Annotated in this window: 24 protein-coding genes; 15 read left to right on the plus strand and 9 right to left on the minus strand. The window is 62.2% G+C overall.

Annotated elements, in window-relative coordinates; genetic code table 11:
* Window positions 1-193 precede the first annotated feature (193 nt).
* Window positions 194-985: a rhomboid family intramembrane serine protease gene (locus tag BS629_RS29940; RefSeq protein WP_018242120.1), complete on the plus strand. Its 792-nt coding sequence runs from the start codon at window positions 194-196 to the stop codon at window positions 983-985.
* A 91-nt stretch (window positions 986-1,076) separates the two neighbouring features.
* Window positions 1,077-1,511: a CBS domain-containing protein gene (locus BS629_RS29945; RefSeq protein WP_018242119.1), complete on the plus strand. Its 435-nt coding sequence runs from the start codon at window positions 1,077-1,079 to the stop codon at window positions 1,509-1,511.
* 68 nt (window positions 1,512-1,579) lie between these two features.
* On the opposite strand, the gene BS629_RS29950 is transcribed toward BS629_RS29945, so the two are convergent.
* From BS629_RS29950 to folE, 3 genes are all read right to left on the minus strand, one after another.
* Complete coding sequence (locus BS629_RS29950; protein WP_018242118.1) at window positions 1,580-2,542, minus strand: patatin-like phospholipase family protein; 963 nt, start codon at window positions 2,540-2,542, stop codon at window positions 1,580-1,582.
* 116 nt (window positions 2,543-2,658) lie between these two features.
* Window positions 2,659-3,111, minus strand: a complete 453-nt coding sequence (hisI, locus tag BS629_RS29955) for a phosphoribosyl-AMP cyclohydrolase (RefSeq protein WP_018242117.1) — start codon at window positions 3,109-3,111, stop codon at window positions 2,659-2,661.
* 25 nt (window positions 3,112-3,136) lie between these two features.
* Window positions 3,137-3,751 (minus strand): GTP cyclohydrolase I FolE, encoded by a 615-nt coding sequence (gene folE, locus BS629_RS29960; RefSeq protein ID WP_003559608.1) that lies wholly within the window; start codon window positions 3,749-3,751, stop codon window positions 3,137-3,139.
* Between the two features lie 307 nt (window positions 3,752-4,058).
* Here folE and BS629_RS29965 point away from each other — a divergent pair, with 307 nt between their 5' ends.
* From BS629_RS29965 to thrS, 4 genes are all read left to right on the plus strand, one after another.
* Window positions 4,059-4,505: an iron-sulfur cluster assembly scaffold protein gene (locus BS629_RS29965; protein WP_018242116.1), complete on the plus strand. Its 447-nt coding sequence runs from the start codon at window positions 4,059-4,061 to the stop codon at window positions 4,503-4,505.
* A 5-nt stretch (window positions 4,506-4,510) separates the two neighbouring features.
* Window positions 4,511-4,924: a membrane protein insertion efficiency factor YidD gene (yidD, locus tag BS629_RS29970; RefSeq protein WP_018242115.1), complete on the plus strand. Its 414-nt coding sequence runs from the start codon at window positions 4,511-4,513 to the stop codon at window positions 4,922-4,924.
* Window positions 4,921-5,448, plus strand: coding sequence for a DUF1697 domain-containing protein (locus BS629_RS29975; protein WP_026188399.1), 528 nt, complete (start codon window positions 4,921-4,923; stop codon window positions 5,446-5,448). Before yidD ends, BS629_RS29975 begins: the two co-directional genes overlap by 4 nt.
* A gap of 123 nt (window positions 5,449-5,571) precedes the next feature.
* Window positions 5,572-7,557: a threonine--tRNA ligase gene (gene thrS, locus BS629_RS29980; protein ID WP_018242113.1), complete on the plus strand. Its 1,986-nt coding sequence runs from the start codon at window positions 5,572-5,574 to the stop codon at window positions 7,555-7,557.
* Between the two features lie 226 nt (window positions 7,558-7,783).
* On the opposite strand, the gene BS629_RS29985 is transcribed toward thrS, so the two are convergent.
* Window positions 7,784-8,881: a hypothetical protein gene (locus BS629_RS29985; protein ID WP_018516374.1), complete on the minus strand. Its 1,098-nt coding sequence runs from the start codon at window positions 8,879-8,881 to the stop codon at window positions 7,784-7,786.
* A gap of 114 nt (window positions 8,882-8,995) precedes the next feature.
* On the opposite strand from BS629_RS29985, the gene BS629_RS29990 reads away from it, so the two are divergent.
* From BS629_RS29990 to BS629_RS30000, 3 genes are all read left to right on the plus strand, one after another.
* Window positions 8,996-9,580, plus strand: a complete 585-nt coding sequence (locus BS629_RS29990; protein WP_018242111.1) for a nitroreductase family protein — start codon at window positions 8,996-8,998, stop codon at window positions 9,578-9,580.
* Window positions 9,580-10,191 (plus strand): flavin reductase family protein, encoded by a 612-nt coding sequence (locus BS629_RS29995; RefSeq protein ID WP_018242110.1) that lies wholly within the window; start codon window positions 9,580-9,582, stop codon window positions 10,189-10,191. Before BS629_RS29990 ends, BS629_RS29995 begins: the two co-directional genes overlap by 1 nt.
* A gap of 108 nt (window positions 10,192-10,299) precedes the next feature.
* Entirely contained in the window at window positions 10,300-11,442 is a 1,143-nt protein-coding gene (locus tag BS629_RS30000) for a DUF2336 domain-containing protein (protein WP_018242109.1), read from the plus strand.
* Here BS629_RS30000 and BS629_RS30005 read toward each other — a convergent pair.
* Window positions 11,439-11,861, minus strand: coding sequence for a hypothetical protein (locus BS629_RS30005; RefSeq protein WP_018242108.1), 423 nt, complete (start codon window positions 11,859-11,861; stop codon window positions 11,439-11,441). The two genes, BS629_RS30000 and BS629_RS30005, sit on opposite strands and share 4 nt — an antisense overlap.
* 129 nt (window positions 11,862-11,990) lie before the next feature.
* Between BS629_RS30005 and BS629_RS30010 the strand changes: the two genes are divergently transcribed.
* Complete coding sequence (locus tag BS629_RS30010; protein WP_018242107.1) at window positions 11,991-12,449, plus strand: GNAT family N-acetyltransferase; 459 nt, start codon at window positions 11,991-11,993, stop codon at window positions 12,447-12,449.
* Between the two features lie 19 nt (window positions 12,450-12,468).
* Here BS629_RS30010 and BS629_RS30015 read toward each other — a convergent pair whose 3' ends face one another.
* The 3 genes from BS629_RS30015 to parE form a co-directional block, all read right to left on the minus strand.
* A complete protein-coding gene (locus BS629_RS30015) occupies window positions 12,469-13,665 on the minus strand; it encodes an AI-2E family transporter (RefSeq protein ID WP_018242106.1) in 1,197 nt (398 codons plus the stop codon).
* 116 nt (window positions 13,666-13,781) lie between these two features.
* Window positions 13,782-14,915 carry an esterase-like activity of phytase family protein gene (locus tag BS629_RS30020; RefSeq protein ID WP_026188398.1) on the minus strand — a complete coding sequence of 378 codons (1,134 nt, stop codon included), beginning with the start codon at window positions 14,913-14,915 and terminating at the stop codon, window positions 13,782-13,784.
* Between the two features lie 160 nt (window positions 14,916-15,075).
* Window positions 15,076-17,175, minus strand: coding sequence for a DNA topoisomerase IV subunit B (gene parE / locus BS629_RS30025; protein ID WP_026188397.1), 2,100 nt, complete (start codon window positions 17,173-17,175; stop codon window positions 15,076-15,078).
* Window positions 17,176-17,383: 208 nt separating this feature from the next.
* Between parE and BS629_RS30030 the strand changes: the two genes are divergently transcribed.
* Window positions 17,384-18,283, plus strand: coding sequence for a phospholipase (locus BS629_RS30030; RefSeq protein ID WP_018242103.1), 900 nt, complete (start codon window positions 17,384-17,386; stop codon window positions 18,281-18,283).
* A 51-nt stretch (window positions 18,284-18,334) separates the two neighbouring features.
* Here the strand turns inward: BS629_RS30030 and BS629_RS39405 are convergent, their stop codons facing one another.
* On the minus strand, window positions 18,335-18,559 hold the full coding sequence (locus tag BS629_RS39405) for a hypothetical protein (RefSeq protein WP_163925544.1): 225 nt from the start codon (window positions 18,557-18,559) through the stop codon (window positions 18,335-18,337).
* On the opposite strand from BS629_RS39405, the gene tpiA reads away from it, so the two are divergent.
* From tpiA to BS629_RS30050, 4 genes are all read left to right on the plus strand, one after another.
* Complete coding sequence (gene tpiA / locus BS629_RS30035) at window positions 18,507-19,277, plus strand: triose-phosphate isomerase (RefSeq protein ID WP_018242102.1); 771 nt, start codon at window positions 18,507-18,509, stop codon at window positions 19,275-19,277. The genes BS629_RS39405 and tpiA overlap by 53 nt on opposite strands.
* A 139-nt stretch (window positions 19,278-19,416) precedes the next feature.
* Window positions 19,417-19,866: a preprotein translocase subunit SecG gene (gene secG, locus BS629_RS30040; RefSeq protein ID WP_077988704.1), complete on the plus strand. Its 450-nt coding sequence runs from the start codon at window positions 19,417-19,419 to the stop codon at window positions 19,864-19,866.
* A gap of 143 nt (window positions 19,867-20,009) precedes the next feature.
* Window positions 20,010-21,638, plus strand: coding sequence for a CTP synthase (locus BS629_RS30045; protein ID WP_018242100.1), 1,629 nt, complete (start codon window positions 20,010-20,012; stop codon window positions 21,636-21,638).
* 73 nt (window positions 21,639-21,711) lie between these two features.
* Window positions 21,712-22,182 (plus strand): SRPBCC family protein, encoded by a 471-nt coding sequence (locus BS629_RS30050; protein WP_018242099.1) that lies wholly within the window; start codon window positions 21,712-21,714, stop codon window positions 22,180-22,182.
* The last annotated feature ends 11 nt before the right edge of the window (window positions 22,183-22,193 follow it).

A 22,193-nucleotide genomic window follows, 5' to 3' on the forward strand; every position in this document is an offset into this window, starting at 1 on the left:
TTAAGAAAGGGTTTCGGTTGAGATGCGGTGCCCGTCGTGACACTGTTCCGCATCGCTTCGACTTTCGAAGTTCAGCACAACCTACGGGCCGAGGTCTTTCCTGGAGCTCCCGGTACGCCGTCCGGCACTTCGGACGGCTTTTTTTTTGACAGTCGCTCCTGTATGGCTGTGGCCTCAACGAGGCGAAACACAGATGAATGAGCAGACGGCCGAGCCGCATAGGGCGCCCGAACCTCCCGAGGTCCAGCCGCCGGCACGGCCACCGCGCGAACCGGTCTTCAACCTTCCTCCGGCGCTGTTCTTCAGCCTTTGCCTGCTTGGGGTCATCTATGCGGTGCAGGAACTCCTGCTCTCCGACGATGCGCTGAACTGGCTGTTCTTCACCTTCGGCTTCGTTCCCGCCCGTTATGTGATTCCGCTGTCGCAGCAAGGGCTGGAGCTGTTCTGGACGCCCGTCACCTATTCGCTGCTGCACGGCAGCGTCCAGCATATCCTCTTTAACGCCTTCTGGCTGATGGCCTTCGGCGCGCCGGTCGTGCGCCGCATCGGGACGCTGCGTTTCGTGCTCTTCTGGGTTTTTTCCGCCGTCGCCTCCGCCGCCCTGCACGCGGTGCTGAACTGGGGGGATGTGTCACTGTTGATCGGCGCGTCGGGCGTCATCTCCGGGCTGATGGGCGCTGCCTGCCGATTCGCCTTTCCGGCCGAACGGCGGCCGATGGCGCCGGCGCATCTGAATCCCCGGCTTTCCATCGTCGGGGCGCTGAAGAGCCGCACCGTCATCATCTTCATGCTGCTCTGGCTGGTCGGCAACGCGCTGATCGCCGTCGGCATCCCGCTCGTCGGCGACAGCGATCAGGCGATTGCCTGGGACGCGCATATCGGCGGATTCGTCTTCGGCTTCTTGCTGTTTTCACTGTTCGACCGGGCGCCGCGCCCGCCGGTGATGGAACCTGACGGAACCGAGAAGGATATGTTGCAATCCTGAGCCGGGCAGTGCACCATCAACCTATCTGCGATGGGGGGAGAAACCGCCGCGGATGCCTGTGACAAGTGTTTCACGGACATAGGAGGTTCGAATGACCAGTTCAGTCAAAGCAATCCTCGACCTGAAGGGCAGAGACGTCATCACTGCCGGGCCGAGCACCACCGTCGCCGAGGCGGCCGCCATCCTCAGCAAGAAAAAGATCGGCGCCATCGTCGTCGTCGGCATGGAGAACCGGATTTCGGGCATGTTCACCGAGCGCGATCTCGTGCATGCGATCGCCAAACACGGCAAGGAAGGCCTCGACCAGTCGCTGGCCCAGGTCATGACCGCGAAGGTCTACCGCTGCCATGAGGAGACGACCGTCAACGAGCTTATGGAGCTGATGACCAGCCGCCGTTTCCGTCACGTGCCGGTGGAAAGCAATGGCAAGCTTGCAGGCATCATTTCGATCGGCGACGTGGTGAAATCGCGCATCGCCGAAGTCGAGCGTGAGGCCGAGGAAATCAAGGCCTATATCGCCGGCTGAGTATTAGCCGGCCGTGCTTGCCCGATGTCGTTGCCGCAAACCCGCTGCAGACTTTTAGACGGCCTGCATCAGGGGTGGCTCGCGTAGACTTCCTGCATGCGCTTGATCTCGGGGAGCCGGGCCCTGGCTTCCTCGTATCCGCGTTCGATCGCCTCGCCAGCCCGGTGGAATTCTGAAAGGCCGATATAGCTGAGACGCGGCTGCAGCGAAATATCCGGCGGGTCGCCGGCAAGGCGGGCGCGGGCGATCCTATCCTGGATAATGTTGAAGGCCTGCACCATGACGCCGGTCATACCGAGGCGCGCATAGGGCGCCTCTTCCTGCTTCTGCACTTCCTGCGGAGAGAGGCTGGCATTGTGCCGGACGACGGCCGAGCGGCCGTAGAGATCGTAATTGAGATTGACGGCGACGACGAGCGGCTGCTCGTAGGCGCGGCAGACGGAGACGGGGACGGGATTGACAAGCGCCCCGTCGACCAGCGTGCGATGATTGCTGCGCACCGGCTCGAAAATGCCGGGCAGGGCATAGGAGGCGCGCAGCGCCGTAATCAGCGAACCGTTGGCAATCCAGACCTCATGGCCGGTATTGACCTCGGCCGCGACCGCGACGAACGGCCGGTCGAGATCCTCGACGTTCAGGCCCTCGAGATGTTCCTGCATGCGCTTGGTCAGCCGCATGCCGCCGAACAGACCGCTGCCGCCGATGGTGAGGTCGAGGAGACTTGCGATACGGCGCATCGTCAGCGAGCGCGCGAAGCTTTCGAGTTCATCGAGTTTGCCGGCGAGATAGCAGCCGCCGACCAGCGCGCCGATAGAGGTGCCGGCAATCATGCCGATCTCGACCTTAGCCTCGTCGAGTGCGCGCAGCACACCGATATGGGCCCAGCCGCGGGCAGCGCCGCCGCCGAGCGCGAGCGCAATCTTGATTTTCTTTTGGGGCGCCGGAGGCGGGAGCATATCGAGCGTGGTCGACATGCCGGAACCAGAACCCTCGCCTTCAGAGCTTTGACGATGCAGACTCCAGCTCAACATGGCGCTCTCCCCTCCCAGCAGAACACGTGATTTCCGATAGTGTGCCCGATCAGTTTCCAAATGGTATATAGAAGCGGTTTCTGGCGCAATAAGGAGCAAGTACCGGGAAATTCGGGCTATTTTCCGTAGACATCCTGCGGATCGAATTGAAGCTCGTCGTCAACGATATCAAGCATCGGCTTTCCGTCCTGAAGCGTGATCGTCCGGTAGAAACAGGAGCGGCGGCCGGTGTGACAGGTGGCGTCGTGGCCGGCGACCTCGACCTTCAGCCAGATGGCGTCCTGATCGCAATCGGTGCGGATTTCCTTCACCGTCTGGAGATTGCCGGAGGTCTCGCCCTTCTTCCAGAGCTTGCCGCGCGAACGGCTGAAATAATGCGCCGTGCCGGTCTGGATGGTCAGCGCCAATGCCTGGGCATTCATATGCGCCACCATCAGCAACTCGCCATCGCCAGCATCGGTAACGATCGCGGTGATCAGGCCGCGGTCGTCGAAACGCGGCGTGAAATCGCCGGCGTCTTCCAACGCCGACTTGTCCTCGGATGGTTGATTGAAGATCAGTTGACTCATCGCGGCCCTCCTGAGGGAGCCGGTATCAGCGGCTCCGCACCATAGTCATGAAACGGGCCTGATCGGCCGGCTCGGTCTTGAACGTTCCCGTAAACGTCGTCGTCAACGTGGTCGAGCCCTGCTTCTGAACGCCGCGCATCGCCATGCACATATGTTCGGCCTCGATCAACACGGCGACACCCCGCGGATGCAGCGTATCGTCGATTGCCCGGGCGATCTGCGCGGTCATCGTTTCCTGCGTCTGCAGGCGGCGGCCATAGATCTCAACGACACGGGCAATCTTCGACAGGCCGAGCACACGCCCGTCCGGCATGTAGGCGACGTGAGCCTTGCCGATGATCGGCACCATGTGGTGTTCGCAATGCGAGTAAAACGGAATGTCCTTGACGAGGACCATGTCGTCGTAACCGGCGACCTCCTCGAAGGTGCGGCCGAGCACGTCTTCCGCCGCCATGTCGTAACCGGAAAAGAGTTCGCGGTAGGATTTGACGACGCGGGCCGGCGTTTCGAGCAGGCCTTCACGCGTCGGGTCATCACCGGCCCAGCGCAGCAGAACGCGAACGGCTTCCTCCGCCTCCTGCTGGGAGGGGCGATCCGAGTCGCGGTTCGTCTGCGGAAAATTCTTTACGATGGCGTCCATGAACAATGGTCTCCTGGTCCGCACCGCGGACCCATCTGTCGGAATCGCCACTGGTCAATCCCATGCGGGAATTCATGCACCTTTGGCAGGCTCCGGGGCTTTCAGGGCAAGTTCAGCCCGTCCGGCACGGTTTCCCAATCAAACTTACACGAGGCCATTGCATTTTCATGGCCTTCGAACGACATACATATAGGAAGACGGCCATCGTATGTAAGTATCCTCAGACGACACGGTGTGTTTTTTGTTTTGATGACAATAACGCCCGCATAGAGGCCGATCCGCAGTGATTTTGGAGCGGAAATCCAGCATGGACGATATCTACAACAGCAAAATCCTCGAATTCGCCGGCAATATTCCGTTGACCGGCACGCTTGATGATGCGGATGCGACCGCCCAGGCCTATTCCAAGCTCTGCGGCTCGAAGGTGCGGATCTGGCTGAAGATGGATGGCGATGCGGTGACCGGTTTTGCCCATGAGGTGAAGGCCTGCGCGCTCGGCCAGGCCTCGTCCTCGATCATGGCCCGCCATGTGGTCGGCGCCACATCGGGCGAATTGCGCCAGGCACGCCAGGACATGCTCGCCATGTTGAAGGCGGATGGAGCGGGGCCACAGGGACGGTTCGAAGACATGCGTTATCTCCAGCCGGTGCGGGACTACAAGGCCCGCCATGCTTCGACGATGCTGACCTTCGATGCGGTCGTTGACGCGATCGGGCAGATCGAGGCGAAACGGGCGGAAGTTGTCGAGGCGTAACTGACATGTGCGAGTTCTGCGCCCAGCAGGCTGACGATGAGGACGACGGTGGCGCCCCCGGATCGGACAAGCCGCGCGAAAAGGCCGCACGCACTTCCCGCAATTTCACCGGTCCTTTCCGCAAGACTCCCGACCGCCTGCTCGGCATGGGTCTCATCCGCCTCTACCAGCTGACGCTGTCCGGCTTTGTCGGCAATTCCTGCCGCCATATCCCGACCTGCTCGGAATATGGCTACGAGTCGATCGCCCGCCACGGTCTCTGGGCCGGCGGCTGGATGACGCTGTTTCGCGTCGGCCGCTGTGGCCCGGGCGGCACCAGCGGCCTCGACCAGGTGCCGGAGATACTCGGCGACGGCTTCCGCTGGTGGACCCCGTGGCGTTATTTCAACCTCGGACGCAAGAGAGGGCGAGCGCCATGAGCACCTTCATCGCCCTTCTGCACAGCATTGTCCTGACGCCCGATCGCCGCGTCATCATGCAGGATTTGCGCGCACTTGCCGAGGAGCTCGGTTATCGCGAGCCGCGCACATTGGTTTCCACAGGCAATCTCGTCTTCGAGGCCGACGATATGCGGCCGCACGAACTCGAAGTAGCCCTGGAAGAGGGCTTTGAAGAAAAGTTCGGCAAACATGTCGATATCATCGTGCGCAGCGACTGCACCTGGATGGCGCTTTGCAGCACCAATCCCTTCAAGGACGGCAACGGCGACCAGGTGATCGTCCGGGTGATGCGCCTGCCGGTCGACCCGAAGAAGGTGGAGGCGCTGAAGCCACTGATGACGGAGGGACAGCGCATCGCCGTCGTCGGCGGCGATCTCTGGATCGATTTCGCCGGCAAGCCGAGCCAGTCCAAGCTGCTTTCGGCGCTGACGACCAAGCAGCTTGGCGTCGGTACGATGCGCAACTGGAACACCGTGCGCGGCCTCACCGAAATGATCATGTAGGCCGGCTTCGTCTTTACTCACGCAGCAAATCTGGCTATCAGGCGGCGGCGCATTCAGCTCCGCGGAGGCGCTTTCGTTTCAACCACCCGCATTCGTTGGCGGGACTGGACAAGGAGAATTTCGATGTCCCAAGCTATTTCCCTGACATTTCCCGATGGTTCCGTGCGCAGCTACGATGCTGGCGCAACCGGCCGGGATGTCGCCGAATCCATTTCCAAGTCGCTCGCCAAGAAGGCAGTCGCCGTTGCAATCGACGGCACCGTGCGCGACCTTTCCGATCCCGTGGCGACCGGCCGGATCGAAATCATCACCCGCAATGACGACCGCGCGCTCGAACTCATCCGCCACGACGCAGCGCATGTCATGGCCGAAGCGGTGCAGGAGCTCTGGCCCGGCACCCAGGTGACGATCGGTCCGGTCATCGAAAACGGCTTCTATTACGACTTCGCCAAGAACGAGCCCTTCACACTCGACGATCTGCCGAAAATCGAAAAGAAGATGAAGGAAATCATCGCCCGCAACGCCGCCTTCACCAAGCAGGTCTGGTCGCGCGAGAAGGCGAAACAGGTCTTCGCCGACAAGGGCGAGCAGTACAAGGTCGAACTCGTCGACGCGATCCCGGAAGGGCAGGATCTCAAGATCTATTATCAGGGCGACTGGTTCGACCTTTGCCGCGGCCCGCACATGGCCTCGACCGGCCAGATCGGCTCAGCCTTCAAGCTCTTGAAGGTGGCCGGTGCCTATTGGCGCGGCGACAGCAACAATCCGATGCTGAGCCGCATCTACGGCACGGCCTTCGCCGAGCAGTCGGAACTCGACAACTACCTGCATATGCTTGCCGAAGCTGAAAAGCGCGATCACCGCCGCCTCGGCCGCGAGATGGATCTCTTCCATTTCCAGGAAGAGGGTCCTGGCGTCGTCTTCTGGCACGGCAAGGGCTGGCGCGTATTCCAGACGCTGGTCGCTTATATGCGCCGCCGGCTTGCCGGCGACTATCAGGAAGTCAATGCGCCGCAGGTGCTCGACAAATCGCTGTGGGAAACCTCCGGTCACTGGGGCTGGTACCGCGATAACATGTTCAAGGTGACGGTTGCCGGCGACGACACCGACGACGACCGCGTCTTTGCGCTGAAGCCGATGAACTGCCCCGGCCATATCCAGATCTTCAAGCACGGGCTGAAATCCTACCGCGAGCTGCCGATCCGGCTTGCCGAATTCGGCAATGTCCATCGCTACGAACCGTCGGGCGCGCTGCACGGGCTGATGCGCGTGCGCGGTTTCACGCAGGACGATGCGCATATCTTCTGCACCGACGAGCAGATGGCCGCCGAATGCCTGAAGATCAACGACCTGATCCTTTCGGTCTATAAGGATTTCGGCTTCGACGAAGTCACCATCAAACTTTCGACCCGGCCGGACAAGCGCGTCGGTTCGGACGAACTCTGGGACCGCGCGGAAAACGTGATGATGGGCGTGCTGGAGACGATCCAGCAGCAGTCGAATGACATCAAGACCGGCATTCTGCCGGGCGAGGGCGCCTTCTACGGGCCGAAGTTCGAATATACGCTGAAGGATGCGATCGGCCGCGAATGGCAGTGCGGCACGACGCAGGTCGACTTCAACCTGCCGGAACGCTTCGGCGCCTTCTATATCGACAGCAACTCCGAAAAGACGCAGCCGGTGATGATCCACCGCGCCATCTGCGGCTCGATGGAGCGCTTTCTCGGCATCCTGATCGAGAACTTCGCCGGCCATATGCCGCTTTGGGTATCGCCGCTTCAGGTGGTGGTCGCAACGATCACCTCGGAAGCCGACGCCTACGGGCTTGAAGTGGCCGAGGCGCTGCGCGAGGCCGGTCTCAACGTCGAAACCGACTTCCGCAACGAGAAGATCAACTACAAGGTCCGCGAACATTCGGTCACCAAGGTTCCTGTCATCATCGTCTGCGGCAGGAAGGAGGCCGAGGAGCGCACGGTCAATATCCGCCGCCTCGGCAGCCAGGAACAGATTTCGATGGGGCTAGACGCCGCCGTCGAGAGCCTTGCCCTCGAAGCGACACCGCCCGACATTCGTCGCAAGGCCGAAGCAAAAAAAGCCAAGGCGGCCTGAATAGCAGGGATCCGACAGCGCCAGGCTCGGCGCTGTCGGAAATCCGGTCTGCGCGTCGCCCGAGGCCGAGCGGCGCTTCAACGAATCTCCCCATACCAATGATGAAACCTGCTGATTTGTGCGGCCGGGGGCTTCTAAGTCGCGATAACGAGGCCGTCCTCACGATGGCGCCGCAGAAGCGCGCCTTCCAAACGTCTCGGCTGAGCCGAAACCGCGCGCGGTAAAATCAATCGAGGCTGGTGTCGTCGCCGCCCTGCGGCACGAGCTGTTCGTAAGAGGGCAGCGGCTCCACCGGAGCCGGCTGGACGCCCGGCGGTGCCGGTGTGCCCACAGGCACCTGCTGCACCGTGCGGGCAGCATCCGTCGGAGGCTGCGGCTGCTGGTCCTTCATCAGGACCTCGACATCGGTGTTCCTGCCGGCGACGACGGTGAAATCGCGCTGGTAGATCTTGTCCTTGTTGCGGGCGACGGCGGAATATCCGCCTTCGGCGAGAACCATGGTGGGGAAGGCGCTGACGCTTTCGCCGACGCTGTCGCCGGCCGCCGTCAGGATCGACCATGCCGTATCGGCGATCGCCTCGCCGCCGGAGTCTGAGACCAGCTTGAAGGTGATCTGCGCGGCGCGATGCTGGATCGTCGCTTCGGTCAGCTTGCCGGCCTCGACCTGGATGTCGGCGCGGATCACGGCGTTGACGCTGCCATATTCGGAAACGATGTGGTAGGTGCCGGCATTGAGGCGGACAACGGTATTCGGCGAGACATCGGCCATGACGAGGCCGCGCTCGCCATCGTCGCGCACTTCCGAGGAATAGATCGAGAAGCTCAACTGGTCGGGGCGGATGCGGGCATCGGTGCCGGAGACGGCATTGAGCAGCAGGCCGCCGGCATCGAGCACCATCACCTGTTTGTCGACCTCGCCTTCAGCGGGCACGGTGAGTTTTTTGGTGACGCCGGCGCGGCCGAAGGAGACGTTGACGAAATAATCGCCCGGAGCGAGCTGGAAGGCGGCGGGCCCGCCCTTGGCGCTGGCGATCAGCGGCAGCTTGCCGTCGGATCCGGCGATCGGGCTGAAGACGTACCAGGAGAGGCCTTCCTCAACCGGCGTGCCGTCCGCCGTCAGCTTGGCCTCCATCGGGACGTCGCGCAGCTTGACCCCTTCGGGCGCAGCACCAGGCGCGATGAAGGCATCGAGCTTCGGCATCTTCGGCGTCGATTCAAGCTGTTTGAATCCCTTGAAGGCATCCTGAGCGCTGGCGCCGAAGGGCGTCAGTATGATCAGGGCAATGGCAAGGCCGATGCGTGCAAAAGGCAAAATGCCAAACATCTGTTTCGTGAACCGATTGACTTCTGAAATCGCAAAGGCCACTTCAAGACCAACGCGATGGCAAATTCAAGACCCACCCTTTGCAGCAGCATAAATAATGAGAGCCTCTCCCGCATGAAATCCGATATCAAGCTGATCGACTACCTCGCCGTGCGCCGCTCCATCCCCGCTTTCCAGATGTGCGAACCGGGCCCCGAGAAGGCCGAGATCGAGGAGATCCTGCGTCTCGCCTCGCGTGTTCCCGATCACGGCAAGATCGCCCCCTGGCGGTTCATCGTCTATCGCGGAGAGCAGCGCGTGCGTCTCGGCGAGGAGCTTCTGACGCTGGCACTTCAGACAAAGCCCGAACTTTCCGAAGAGATGATCCAGGTCGAGCGCAGCCGTTTCACCCGCGCGCCCGTGGTCGTCGCCGTCGTCAGCAAGGCAGGACCGCATATCAAGATCCCGGAATGGGAGCAGTTGATGTCGGCCGGCGCGCTTTGCTTCAACGTCATTCTCGCCGCCAACGCCAATGGTTATGTCGCCAACTGGCTGACGGAGTGGTTCGCCTACGACGAGCGCGCCTATCCGCTGCTCGGCGTCGGTCCGGATGAAAAGGTGGCGGGCTTTATCCATATCGGCTCGACCACGTTTCCGGCAATCGAGCGGCCGCGGCCGGAGCTTGCCGATACGGTAACCTGGGTCGGCGGAGACGACTGATGTTCTACACCACCGACAGCAACCGGCACGGGCTCGCGCATGACCCGTTCAAGGCGATCGTGTCGCCGCGACCGATCGGCTGGATCGGCAGCAAGGGCAGGGATGGTTCGATCAATCTGGCGCCCTATTCCTTCTTCAATGCCGTTGCCGACCGCCCGAAGCTGGTGATGTTTTCTTCGGCCGGACGCAAGCACAGCCAGCGCAACGCGGCCGAGACCGGCGTCTTCACCTGCAATTTCGTCAGCCGCGATCTCGCCGAGAAGATGAACCTCTCCTCGGCGGCACTGCCCTACGGCGACAGCGAATTCGACTTCGCCGGCCTAACGCCGAAGCCGGCCGAACTGATCGACGCGCCTTATGTCGGCGAGGCTTTCGCGGTGCTAGAATGCAGGGTGACCGAGATCATCGAGCCGAAGACGCTGTCGGGCGAACCGTCCGAAAACGTCCTCGTCTTCGGCGAAGTGGTCGGTATCCGCATCGACGAAGCGATCGTCAGGGACGGCCGCCTCGACATGTCGATCGCCCGACCTTTGGCCCGCATGGGCTACATGGATTACAGCGAAGGCAGCGATGTTTTCGAGATGATCCGGCCGAAGCCACAGCAAGGCTGAGCCGAACCGGCAAGGTGTCCAAAGCCTTAAGAAATATGGTGAACCAATCTTAAACCTTTTGCCGCTACGGTCGCAGCATTGAATGGAGCGCGAGGGAATCGCGTTCAAGTGCTGGGGCGTCGCGTGATCGTAGAAGCTTTCCTTCGTTGGATCGAAACGGCCAAGACCGGTGACCGGGCCCGGGCCGCAAACGCACTCGGGCGCGCCTATCTGCAGTCCGAAATGTCCGCGGACGAGCGGGCGGCGGCCGAAATGGCGATGACCTTTCTTCTCGACGATCCGTCGCCACGCGTGCGGCTTGCGCTTGCCGAGGCGATCGCCTGGTCGCCCGACGCGCCGCGCAGCCTGATCCTTTCGCTTGCCGAAGACCAGCCCGAGGTTGCCTGCCATGCGGTGACCTGTTCGCCGCTTTTGAGCGACGCCGATCTGGTCGACCTTGCCGCGCGCGGCAACGGCGCCACCCGCATGCTGATCGCGGCGAGGGCGCATGTGACGCGCCCGGTCTCCGCCGCGCTTGCGGAGGTCGGCGACGAGGAAGAACTGCTCTGCCTGCTCGAGAATGACGGCGCGGTGATCTCCAGCCTGTCGTTGAAGCGCATCGCCGAACGGCTCGGCGATTGCTGCGATGTCCGCAACCTGCTTCTCGACCGAAGCGACCTTCCGGCCGATGCCCGCCAGTTGCTCACCCAGCATGTCAGCAATGCGCTGATCGGGCTGCCGCTGGCGCAGGCGGCGATCGGCCTGCAGCGGCTCCAGCGCATCAGCCGCGAGGCGACCGAGGCGGCCATCGTCTCGATCGCCGGCGATATTGCCCCGCGCGAAATCCCCGACCTCGTCCAGCATCTGCGCCTCAACGGCCGGCTGACGCCATCCTTCCTGATGCATGCGCTCTGCGCCGGCAAGGTGGACTTCTTCGCCGGCGCGATCGTCGATCTGACCGCGTGCAGCGAGCGCCGGGTGCGTTCGATCCTGGCAACCGGGCGCATGCATGCCGTGCGTGCGCTCTACGAGTCCGCCGGCCTGCCGAGGGATATCAGCGTGATCTTCGTCGAGGCGACGATGCTGTGGCGCGACGCCGCCAGAAAAGCGCCGGGCAGCGTGCTCGGCAATGTCTGCGGCCGTCTTCTCGAAAAATTCCGCCATCATGACGCGCATGGCGCGATCGGCGAACTGCTCGACCTGGTGGAAAAGCTGCACGTTAACGAGCAGCGACAATCGGCCCGCGTCTACGCAGCGCTTGCGGCCGCCTAATCAGCGAGCCGCGTCACCACCCAGGAATAGCTGGCGGAGACGAAATGCACCGGTTTGGTGAGTGTATCCCTGACGCTTCTGCCCGAGGGCAGATGGGCGCGGACCTGGCCGGCGATGCCTTCAGCAAAACCGGCGATCCTTCCTGCGGGTTCCTCGGGCGCTGCGACAGCGGCCTCGGGCGCAGCGGCAGGCACGGGCGCCGGCTTCGGCGGCTCGGCGGCGGCGATGGCTTTCGGCGCCTCGCACACCGCGATCACCGAGGGATAGTTGACATTGACATAGGTCTTCAGCCGTCGTTCGGCTTCCGCATCGCAGGCGGCAACGGTTTCCCAGCCTTTATCGACCGTCGCGACATAATTGCACTGGCTGATCGAATCGTCGCAGCCGAGAATGGTCATCGCGATCAGCACCGCTTGCATATTCTGCTTCCTTGATTATTGAGCACCTCATCGTCTTAGAGGGTGCAATTCCAACCGAATGAAGGCAACGGCATTAACTCTTCGTCATGTCGGAAAAAATTGTGCCCCGCGCCAGCAGAGGAAGTCAGCATGTCCGTGACCATCGCCCTGGAGCAACCGCGCCAGGAGGGCGTCATTCGCCTTCTCGATCTTTCCGATGCCTATGCACAATCGCTCTATCCGGCGGAAAGCAACCATCTGGTCGACCTGTCCGTGCTGGAGAAACCTTCGGTGAGCTTCCTCGTCGCGCGCAGCGACGATGCGATCGTCGGCTGCTGCGCGCTGGTCGAGGCCGGTGACGGCACGGCGGAGATCAAGCGCATGTTCGTCGATCCCGAGGCAAGGGGGCTGAGGATCGCCAGCGGCCTGATGAATGGGCTCGAAGCAATCGCAGAGAAAAAGGGGCTGACGGCGATCCGGCTCGAAACCGGCATCTACCAACCCGAGGCGATCGCGCTCTATCGCAAATACGGATATCGGGAAATCGAGCCTTTCGGCGCCTACCTGCCGGACCCGCTCAGCCTGTTCATGGAAAAGCGGCTGGGGTAGCCCGTCTGCGAAGGTATGTTCAGCCTTCGGCGACTCGCGGTACCGGCGGTGGGGCCGGTTCGTCGATGATGATCTGCGGCCCCGTTTCGCTCTTGTCGGCGCTGCGGGCCTCGTGGATCCATTCACGCCAGATGGCGACGATCAGCGCCATCAGCACAGGGCCGATGAAGAGCCCGAGGAAACCCATCGTTTTGACACCGCCGACGAGGCCGAAGAAGGTCGGCAGGAAGGGCAGCTTGATCGGACCGCCGACGAGTTTCGGCCGCAGCGTCTTGTCGACGATGAAGAGCTCGACCGTCCCCCAGACGAAGAGACCGATGCCGGCGACATGCGAGCCGCTCGCCAGCAGATAGATGGAGACCAGCGTGAAGGAGAGCGGCGCACCGCCCGGTATCAGCGCCATCACGCCCGTCAAAACGCCGAGCGTCACCGGCGAGGGCACGCCGGCAATCCAGTAGGCAAGGCCGAGCACAATGCCTTCGCCGATCGCGATCAACGTCATGCCCATGACGGTGGAGCTGATCGTCGCCGGCACGACGCGGGAAATGCGCTCCCAGCGGTTCGGCAGGATACGCTCGCCCAGCATGTCGATTTGCTTGGAGAAGGAGAAACCGTCGCGATAGACGAAGAATAGCGCGATCAGCATGAAGAGCAGCGTCAGCAGCAGGTGGAAGGCGCCGCCGCCGGCCGCAAGCACGGCACGATAGATGTTGCCGATATTGGCGCCGCTGACTGCCTGGATGACTTCGCCCAAGGCGCCGGGACTGCCGATATATTTTGTCCAGACTTCATCGAGGTAGGCGCCGGCCCAAGGCAGCGCGACGATCCAGTCGGGTGTCGGGGCGCCGGCGCGGTTGGCGTGGATTGCCCAGGTGACCCAGGTGCGTACTTCGCCGGTCGTATAGGTCACAGCAAGCCCGATCGGGATGACCAGGAAAGTGATGATCATGATGATGGCGATGGTCGCGGCGATCGTCGTATTGCCGCCGACGCGGGCAAGAAGCTTGCGGTAGAGCGGCCAGCTGGCAAAGCCGATGACGAGGGCTGCGAGCACCGGCACGAGGAAGCCGTAGAAGAAATAGACGCCGGCAGCGACGACCAGGACCAGCAGCCAGCGCGCCGCCGAAATGGAGGGAATCAGCGGCGTGCGCGTCTGCGCCGATGATCCGAGCCATCGCGGCTCATGATTGCTTTTCTGACGGTCGAACACACCCACGCGCGCCTCTTCTTTTTCTTGTACTCTGGTTATGGGCCATCAACCCGGCGGTTTCAAGGTCCGCACCATGAAAGCGTATACAAAGCGTCGCTATTCGACGCTCAGACCCGGGCGTCTTACTGCTGCGGGCGGCGCAGAATCTTGAAGGCGTAGAATTGCGTCTTCTGGCTGGTCGAGAAATTGTTGTCGGAGCCGAGAATGAGGACGTCGGTGCCGTCCTTGGCCTTCCCCAGCGACATGGCCTCGATATTGTCGGGAACATGGCCGATCGCCCTCAAATCAAGGACCTGGCTCTTCCGGGCGGGAACGACACGCTGGTCGTTTTTGGCGAGGGACGCGATGGCGGATACATCGGTGGCATCAGTCAGATCCATCATCATGATCTTGATGCTGTTGCCGAAGCCCTGGGCATAACTCCGCTCGACGGCGAGCAGGCGGTGATCGTCGAGGGCAAGCATCTCCGACATGCCGTTGTCGTTGCCACCGTTGGCCTTGGTGGCGGCCTGCGGGATCGGCGAGACCGGATAGACGTACTCGGCCTTCGGCTCGCCGGTAGCGCCGTCGTAGCGGATAATGCGCGACAGGCTGCCTGACGTCAGCGAGGGGTTCGGGCCGTCCTGATAGAGGGCGGCTTCGACACCGACGAAAACATCACCGGAGGGCGCGACGGCGAGATCTTCGAAGGCGAGGTTGTCGCGAATGCCGGTCGACTTGTCTGCCGTCGGGGCAAAGCCCTCCGGGAGCTTGAATTCGCGGATGAAGAAACCTTCCGGCGCAGCGACACGGACGAAGGGCGGGAGCAGCGCCTTGCCGTCGCCTTCGCTGCCCCAGTAGATGCCGTCCTTGCCGAGGCGGATCGATTCCGGATCGACGGTCCGGGCAGCGAAGGGCTCGCCGTTCTTGTCCTTCAGCGTCACCTGCTTGACGACCGAAACGCCCTTGAGACCGGACGCGTCGAGATCGACGTCGAGTTCGTAGAAGCGGGCCGGGCCTCTTTCCGAGCGATCGTCGCTGATGGCGAGATAGTGGCCGGTGGCGGCATCGAAATCGAGGCCGGAAATGCCGCCGAATTCGACGCCGTTTTCCATGTGGCCGGTGGGGATGACGAATTCACCGAGATAGGAGAGCGAAATGCCGGCGGCGCAATCGCCGAAGGGGCAGGCGGTCTCAAAGGTGGCGCCGATATCGGTGGCGCGGACGGTGCTGGACAGGAGAACGAATGCGGCAGCCGCAAGAAAACGCTTGGTCATGACAAATATCCGGCAAGGGGTTGAAAACGGTTCAAACGGGCGCAGCCCCTCCCCGAGGGGAAGGCGCGCCGACCGCTTCATGCGCCGGTTGTTTGACGGAGTTGTTACTGTTCTTCGACAGTTCCGTGAAATCGTGAATGCTAAAATGCGTGGCGACGCATTAAATATCGAGGTTCTCGGCGAAGGCCGCGCGATCTTGGATGAAGCGGAAGCGGGCTTCCGGTTTGGTGCCCATCAGATCGTCGACAGCGCTGCGGGTGCCTTCGAAATCCACCTCATCGATCAGCACCTTGAGCAGGGTGCGCTTGGACGGATCCATGGTGGTTTCCTTGAGCTGGGCGGGCATCATCTCGCCGAGACCTTTGAAGCGGCTGATCTCGACCTTGGCCTTGCCCTTGAACTCCGTCTGCATCAGCTCGGCGCGATGATTGTCGTCGCGTGCATAGGCGGATTTCGAGCCTTGGGTGATCTTGTAAAGCGGCGGCACGGCGAGGAAGAGATGACCGCCACGCACGAGTTCCGGCATTTCCTGATAGAAGAAGGTGATGAGCAGCGAGGCGATATGGGCGCCGTCGACGTCGGCATCGGTCATGACGATGATGCGTTCGTAGCGCAGGTCTTCGTCGCGGTATTTCGAGCGCGTGCCGCAGCCGAGCGCCTGGATGAGATCGGCGAGCTGCTGGTTGGCGCCGAGTTTTTCGCGGCCGGCGCTGGCAACGTTGAGGATCTTGCCGCGCAGCGGCAGAATGGCCTGGTTGGCGCGGTTGCGCGCCTGCTTGGCCGAACCACCTGCCGAATCGCCTTCGACGATGAAGAGTTCGGCGCCTTCCGCGGTGTTCTGCGAACAATCGGCAAGTTTGCCGGGCAGGCGCAATTTGCGCACCGCCGTCTTGCGGTTGACTTCCTTTTCCTTGCGGCGGCGCAAGCGCTCCTCGGCGCGCTCGATCACCCAGTCGAGCAGCTTGGCCGACTCGTTCGGATTGTCCGCAAGGTAATGGTCGAAGGGATCGCGCAGCGCGTTCTCGACGATGCGCTGGGCCTCGACGGTCGCGAGCTTGTCCTTGGTCTGGCCGACGAATTCCGGCTCGCGGATGAAGACAGACAGCATGCCGACGGCGGAGATCATCACGTCGTCGGTGGTGATCTGCGCGGCGCGCTTGTTCTGCGTCAACTCGGCATAGGCCTTCAGGCCCTTGGTCAGCGCGATGCGCAGCCCCGCCTCATGCGTGCCGCCCTCGGGGGTCGGGATGGTGTTGCAATAGGAATGGACCTGCGGATCGCCGCCATACCAGGTGATCGCCCATTCCATCGAGCCATGGCCGCTGGTCTTCTCGGTCTTGCCGGCAAAGATCTCGCGGGTGACGGTGAACTCCTTGCCCATCGTCGCCTGGAGATAGTCCTTCAGGCCGCCGGGGAAGTGGAAGACGGCCTTGTCAGGGACCTCGGAGCCTTCGGGCAGCACGCCCGCCTCGCAGCTCCAGCGGATTTCCACGCCGCCGAAGAGATAGGCTTTCGAGCGCGCCATGCGGAAGACGCGGGCGGCATCGAACTTCATGTGATCCCCAAAGATCTGGGGGTCTGGGTGGAAGCGCACCCGGGTGCCGCGGCGATTGTGGACGTCGCCCAACTCTTCGAGCCCGCCCTGCGGCAGGCCGCGGGAGAAGCGCTGGCGGTAGAGCTTGCGGTTTCGCGCCACCTCGACTTCGAGGTCGTCGGAGAGTGCGTTGACGACCGAGACGCCGACGCCGTGCAGGCCGCCCGAGGTCTCGTAGGCCTTGCCGTCGAATTTGCCGCCGGCATGCAGCTTGGTCATGATGACTTCGAGCGTCGACTTGCCCGGCACCTGCGGATGGTTCTCGACCGGGATGCCGCGGCCGTTGTCGGAGACGGTGAGATAACCCTCGAGGTCGAGATAAACCTCGATGAAATTGGCGTGCCCGGCGACCGCCTCGTCCATCGCATTGTCGATGACTTCGGCAAACAGGTGGTGCAGCGCTTTTTCATCGGTGCCGCCGATATACATGCCCGGGCGCATGCGCACCGGCTCGAGGCCTTCGAGGACGCGGATCGACGAGGCACCGTAGTCATCGGAGTTCGACGCGGCGGGCGCCGGGCGCGCGGAGGCTCCGGCAGGGGGTGCGGCGGCGGCGACGGGCGCAGCCGTCACCGGCGGCCGCTCGGCCGGAGCGGCAGGCTTCTGCGCCTCCTCGCGTTTTTCAGAGAGGGGCATTCCGGAAAAGAGGTCGTTGCTATCGTCCATGGAGCCGTTCAGATCTTCATCCTGTCTTGGGCGGGCATCCGCCGCCGACCCAAAATCACCGCATTTCATGCCACGTTTGCGAATCAGACAGATTTTGCCAGAAAGCACCTCTATACGCGACACCGCCAGTTTTAGCGGGCTTTTCCCAAATGATTTGCGTTGCCGGACGCGGAATGGCAAGCGGCGGCAGGCTTCAGGAACCATCCGAATGCGAATGTCCACAAGTCATTGCACCATCATCACCGCAATTGCGGCGTTTTTCTTGTCTGCGGCCATGCTCTCCGCTGTTGGCCCGGCACAGGCAGCCGATGTGCTAGCGCCCTTCAAGGACGATCTGTTTTCGAAGCAGACCGTGCTGCAGACAGGCGATGACGGCGCCTTCGAGGTCATCGACTATGACGAGATGCGCGATATCAACGGCCGCGACCAGATTCCGCAAAAGCGGGTGCAGCAGAAATATGTGGCGCTCGGCATCCGCAAGGCCCAGGCGGACGAGACGCTGTCTCTCGACGGCATCAAGCTCGATGTCACCAGGGTGGGACCGGCTCAGAGTGCCGCTTTCACGGTGATTTTCATCCATGGCCGCGACGGCGACCGGCGGCTCGGCGCCAACGATTACAGCTTCGGCGGCAATTTCAACCGGCTGAAGAACCTCGTTGCCGGCAATGGCGGGGTTTATTATTCGCCGACCGTCAAAAGCTTCGACAGCGGCGGCGTTGCGGCGATCGCCGGCCTGATCCGCTATGCCAGCGCGCAATCGCCCGGCCGACCGATCATCCTTTCCTGCGCCTCGATGGGCAGCCAGGTCTGCTGGGGCGTTGCGCGCGATGGTGACAGCGTCAAGCGGCTGAAGGGCATGCTGATCATGAGCGGAGTCACCGATCCCGATTTCACCAGGAGCGCGTTCTACAAGGCAAGGCTGCCGCTCTGGTTCGCCCATGGCAGCCGCGACCCGGTCTATGCCGCCTCCGACCAGCAGGCGCTGTTTGAAAGCCTGCACAAGGCAAAATATCCGGCGCGTTTCACGCTGTTTGAGACCGGCAATCACGGGACGCCGATCCGGATGATCGACTGGCGTGGGGTGCTGAACTGGATTCTTGCCGGCTAGCGTATCGGTCGGAAAATCGGAGACTATTTTTGGAAAGCACGATGCAGGAATTCAGAATGCTACCTTTGCGTGTCTTAAAAGACGCGCGGCGCTGTAGCAGTCGATATTCGGCAGAAATATGCTCCAGATCGCAGAGATTCCCCTTACGTCAAGGGCATGATGCTTTTCTTTGCTGCAGGCTTTTGATATTGCCCAAGGCATAAGCAGATTGTGGAAGGCCAGCATGACACCTGACGTGCGTCCGCTTGTGGCGGGAAACTGGAAAATGAATGGCATGCGTGCCTCCCTGGATCAGATCAAGGCGATCGCCGAGGGTGTTCGCCCGCCGCTGGCCGACAAGGTCCAAGCGCTGATCTGCCCGCCGGCGACGCTGCTATACGTGGCGACGGCGCTGTGCACCGACAGCCCGTTGGCGATCGGTGCTCAGGACTGCCATCAGAACCCGTCCGGTGCACATACCGGCGACATCTCGGCCGAGATGATTGCCGATTGTTTCGGCACCTATGTCATCGTCGGTCACTCCGAGCGGCGCACCGACCATGCCGAAACCGACCATTTGGTTCGCGCCAAGGCGGAGGCGGCCTTCGCCGCAGGGCTGACGGCGATCATCTGCATCGGCGAGACGGCGGATGAACGCCGGACGGGCCAGGCGCTCGACGTCATCAAACGCCAGCTTTCCGCCTCCGTTCCCGATGGCGCGACGGCCGAAAATACCGTTATCGCCTACGAACCGATCTGGGCGATCGGCACTGGTGTGACGCCGACATCAGGCGATGTCGAAAAGGCGCATGCCTTCATGCGGGCAGAACTTGTAGCGCGCTTCGGCGATGAGGGCCGCAAGATGCGTCTTCTCTACGGCGGCTCGGTCAAGCCGGCCAATGCCCATGAGCTGATGGGCATCGCCAATGTCGACGGCGCGCTGATCGGCGGGGCGAGCTTGAAAGCGGCCGACTTCCTCGCCATCTACCGGGCCTATGAGGCGCTGCTCGCCTGAGGCATTGTTTATTCCTGGGTTTATTCGTTTACCCCAGGGCATATTCCGGGCCGAAGGGCTTGGAATAGATGAAAGCCTCATGTAAAGAGCCGCCAGAATTCTTATTTATGCCCGTCTCCAGACGGGCAGGACTGGACCCATGCAGACAGTATTGATTGTCATCCATCTCATGATCGTGCTCGCCCTTGTTGGCGTCGTGCTCATCCAGCGCTCTGAAGGCGGCGGCCTTGGTATCGGCGGCGGTTCGGGCTTCATGTCGGCCCGCGGCACGGCCAATGCGCTGACGCGCACGACCGCGATCCTTGCGACCCTATTCTTCCTGACCTCGCTCGGCCTCGGCATACTGACGCGTTACGAGGGCCGTCCGAGCGATATTCTCGACCGCATTCCGGCAACAGGCGGCCAGGGCAACGGCATTCTCGATTCGCTCGGCGGCGCGCAGGCTCCGGCAACTGCGGCTCCGGCAACTCAGGCCCCCGCGGCCACCGCACCTGCTACGACTGCCCCGGCGACGACGGCTCCGGCAACGCCCGCAGCTCCGGCCGCGCCGGCACCGGCTCAGCCTTCCGGCGTCCCGACGGGACAGTAAGCCGGTCTTCGACATAAACCGCCGGCAGGCCCTAGGGTCTGCCGGTTTTCTTTTGTTCAGATTCCCACGCCACGCTCCGAAAGTTCCGGAAAAGAATTTTTGGGCTGGTGGAATCGTTTTTGAAAAGGTATCCGGTGAATCCCATGGCGCGATACGTATTCATCACTGGCGGCGTGGTTTCCTCTCTCGGAAAAGGAATTGCGGCCGCGGCTCTCGGAGCGTTGCTGCAGGCCCGTGGATATCGGGTTCGGCTTCGCAAGCTCGACCCCTATCTGAACGTGGACCCGGGCACGATGAGCCCGACCCAGCACGGCGAGGTCTTCGTCACCGACGACGGCGCGGAAACCGATCTCGATCTCGGTCACTATGAACGCTTCACAGGGCGTTCGGCGACCAAGACCGACAACATCACCACTGGCCGCATCTACAAGAACATCATCGACAAGGAACGGCGCGGCGACTATCTCGGCGCGACGGTGCAGGTCATTCCGCACGTCACCAACGAGATCAAGGATTTCGTTGTCGAGGGCAATGACGACTACGATTTCGTCATCTGCGAGATCGGCGGCACGGTCGGCGACATCGAGGCGATGCCATTCATGGAGGCGATCCGCCAGCTCGGCAACGACCTGCCGCGCGGCACCGCCGTCTACGTCCACCTGACGCTGATGCCCTATATTCCGGCGGCCGGTGAGCTCAAGACCAAGCCGACGCAGCATTCGGTCAAGGAACTGCAGGCACTCGGCATTCATCCCGATATCCTGCTAGTGCGCGCCGACCGCGAAATTCCGGAAGCCGAACGCCGGAAGCTCTCGCTGTTCTGCAACGTTCGCCCGTCCGCCGTTATCCAGGCGCTCGACGTCGCCAACATCTACGATGTGCCGATAGCCTACCACAAGGAAGGTCTGGACGACGAAGTCCTTGCCGCCTTCGGCATCGAGCCGGCGCCGAAGCCACGGCTCGAGCAGTGGGAAGAGGTCTGCAATCGCATCCGCACGCCGGAGGGCGAGGTGACGATCGCGATCGTCGGCAAATATACCGGCCTCAAGGACGCCTATAAGTCGCTGATCGAGGCTCTGCATCACGGCGGCATCGCCAATCGCGTCAAGGTCAACCTCGAATGGATCGAATCCGAGGTCTTCGAAAAGGAAGACCCGGCGCCCTATCTCGAAAAAGTGCATGGCATCCTCGTGCCCGGCGGCTTCGGTGAACGCGGTTCCGAAGGCAAGATCCACGCTGCCCGCTTTGCTCGCGAGCGCAAGGTGCCGTATTTCGGCATCTGCTTCGGCATGCAGATGGCGGTCATCGAGGCGGCGCGCAATCTCGCCGACGTGGCTGGTGCCTCCTCGACAGAATTCGGCGCGACGAAAGAACCCGTGGTCGGCCTGATGACCGAATGGGTCAAGGGCAACGAATTGCAGAAGCGCACGGCAGCCGGGGATCTCGGCGGCACGATGCGCCTCGGCGCCTACAAGGCGGCGCTGAAGAAGGGCACGAAGATCTCGGATATCTACGGTTCCACCGATATTTCCGAGCGTCACCGCCACCGCTACGAGGTCAATGTCGACTACAAGGATCGGCTCGAAAACTGCGGTCTCGTCTTCTCCGGCATGTCGCCGGACGGCGTGCTGCCGGAGACGATCGAATATCCCGACCATCCCTGGTTCATCGGCGTGCAGTACCACCCGGAACTGAAGAGCCGGCCTCTCGATCCGCATCCGCTGTTTGCGAGCTTCATCGAAGCGGCGACGGAACAGAGCCGTCTCGTCTGACGAATGCCACCACCAGATCGCGCGCTTTCAAGCGCGATCTGGATCACATCCGTGCTCGCGCTATCTTGCCGGCATGACCACTCCACGCAGCACGACCGTCTCACGCTTCATCGCAGTATCGCGCGAGCGCATCTACCGTGCCTTCCTCGATGCAGATGCCGTCGCCACCTGGCTTCCGCCCGGTTCGATGAAGGGCATCGTTCATGCCTTCGAGGGCAGGGAAGGCGGCGCCTTCAGCATGTCGCTCGTCTATCCCGATGACGAGACATCGCAGCCGGGCAAGACCTCCGACAAGACCGACAAGTTCGAAGGCCGCTTTGCCAAGCTCGTGCCTGACGAAAACATCGTCTGGGCTACGGTCTTCGATTCCGAGGATGAAGGTTTTTCCGGCGAGATGACGGTCAGCACGACACTGGCGTCTGCGGACGGCGGCACCGATGTGACGATGGTCTGCGACAACATCCCCTCCGGCATTCGCCTCGAAGACAATGAGGAAGGTTGCCGTTTGACGCTCGACAACCTCGCCGCCTTCGTCGGCGGTTAATGATCGGCGGC

Origin of the sequence: Rhizobium leguminosarum bv. viciae USDA 2370 (assembly GCF_002008365.1) — a bacterium.
GTDB lineage: Bacteria > Pseudomonadota > Alphaproteobacteria > Rhizobiales > Rhizobiaceae > Rhizobium > Rhizobium leguminosarum.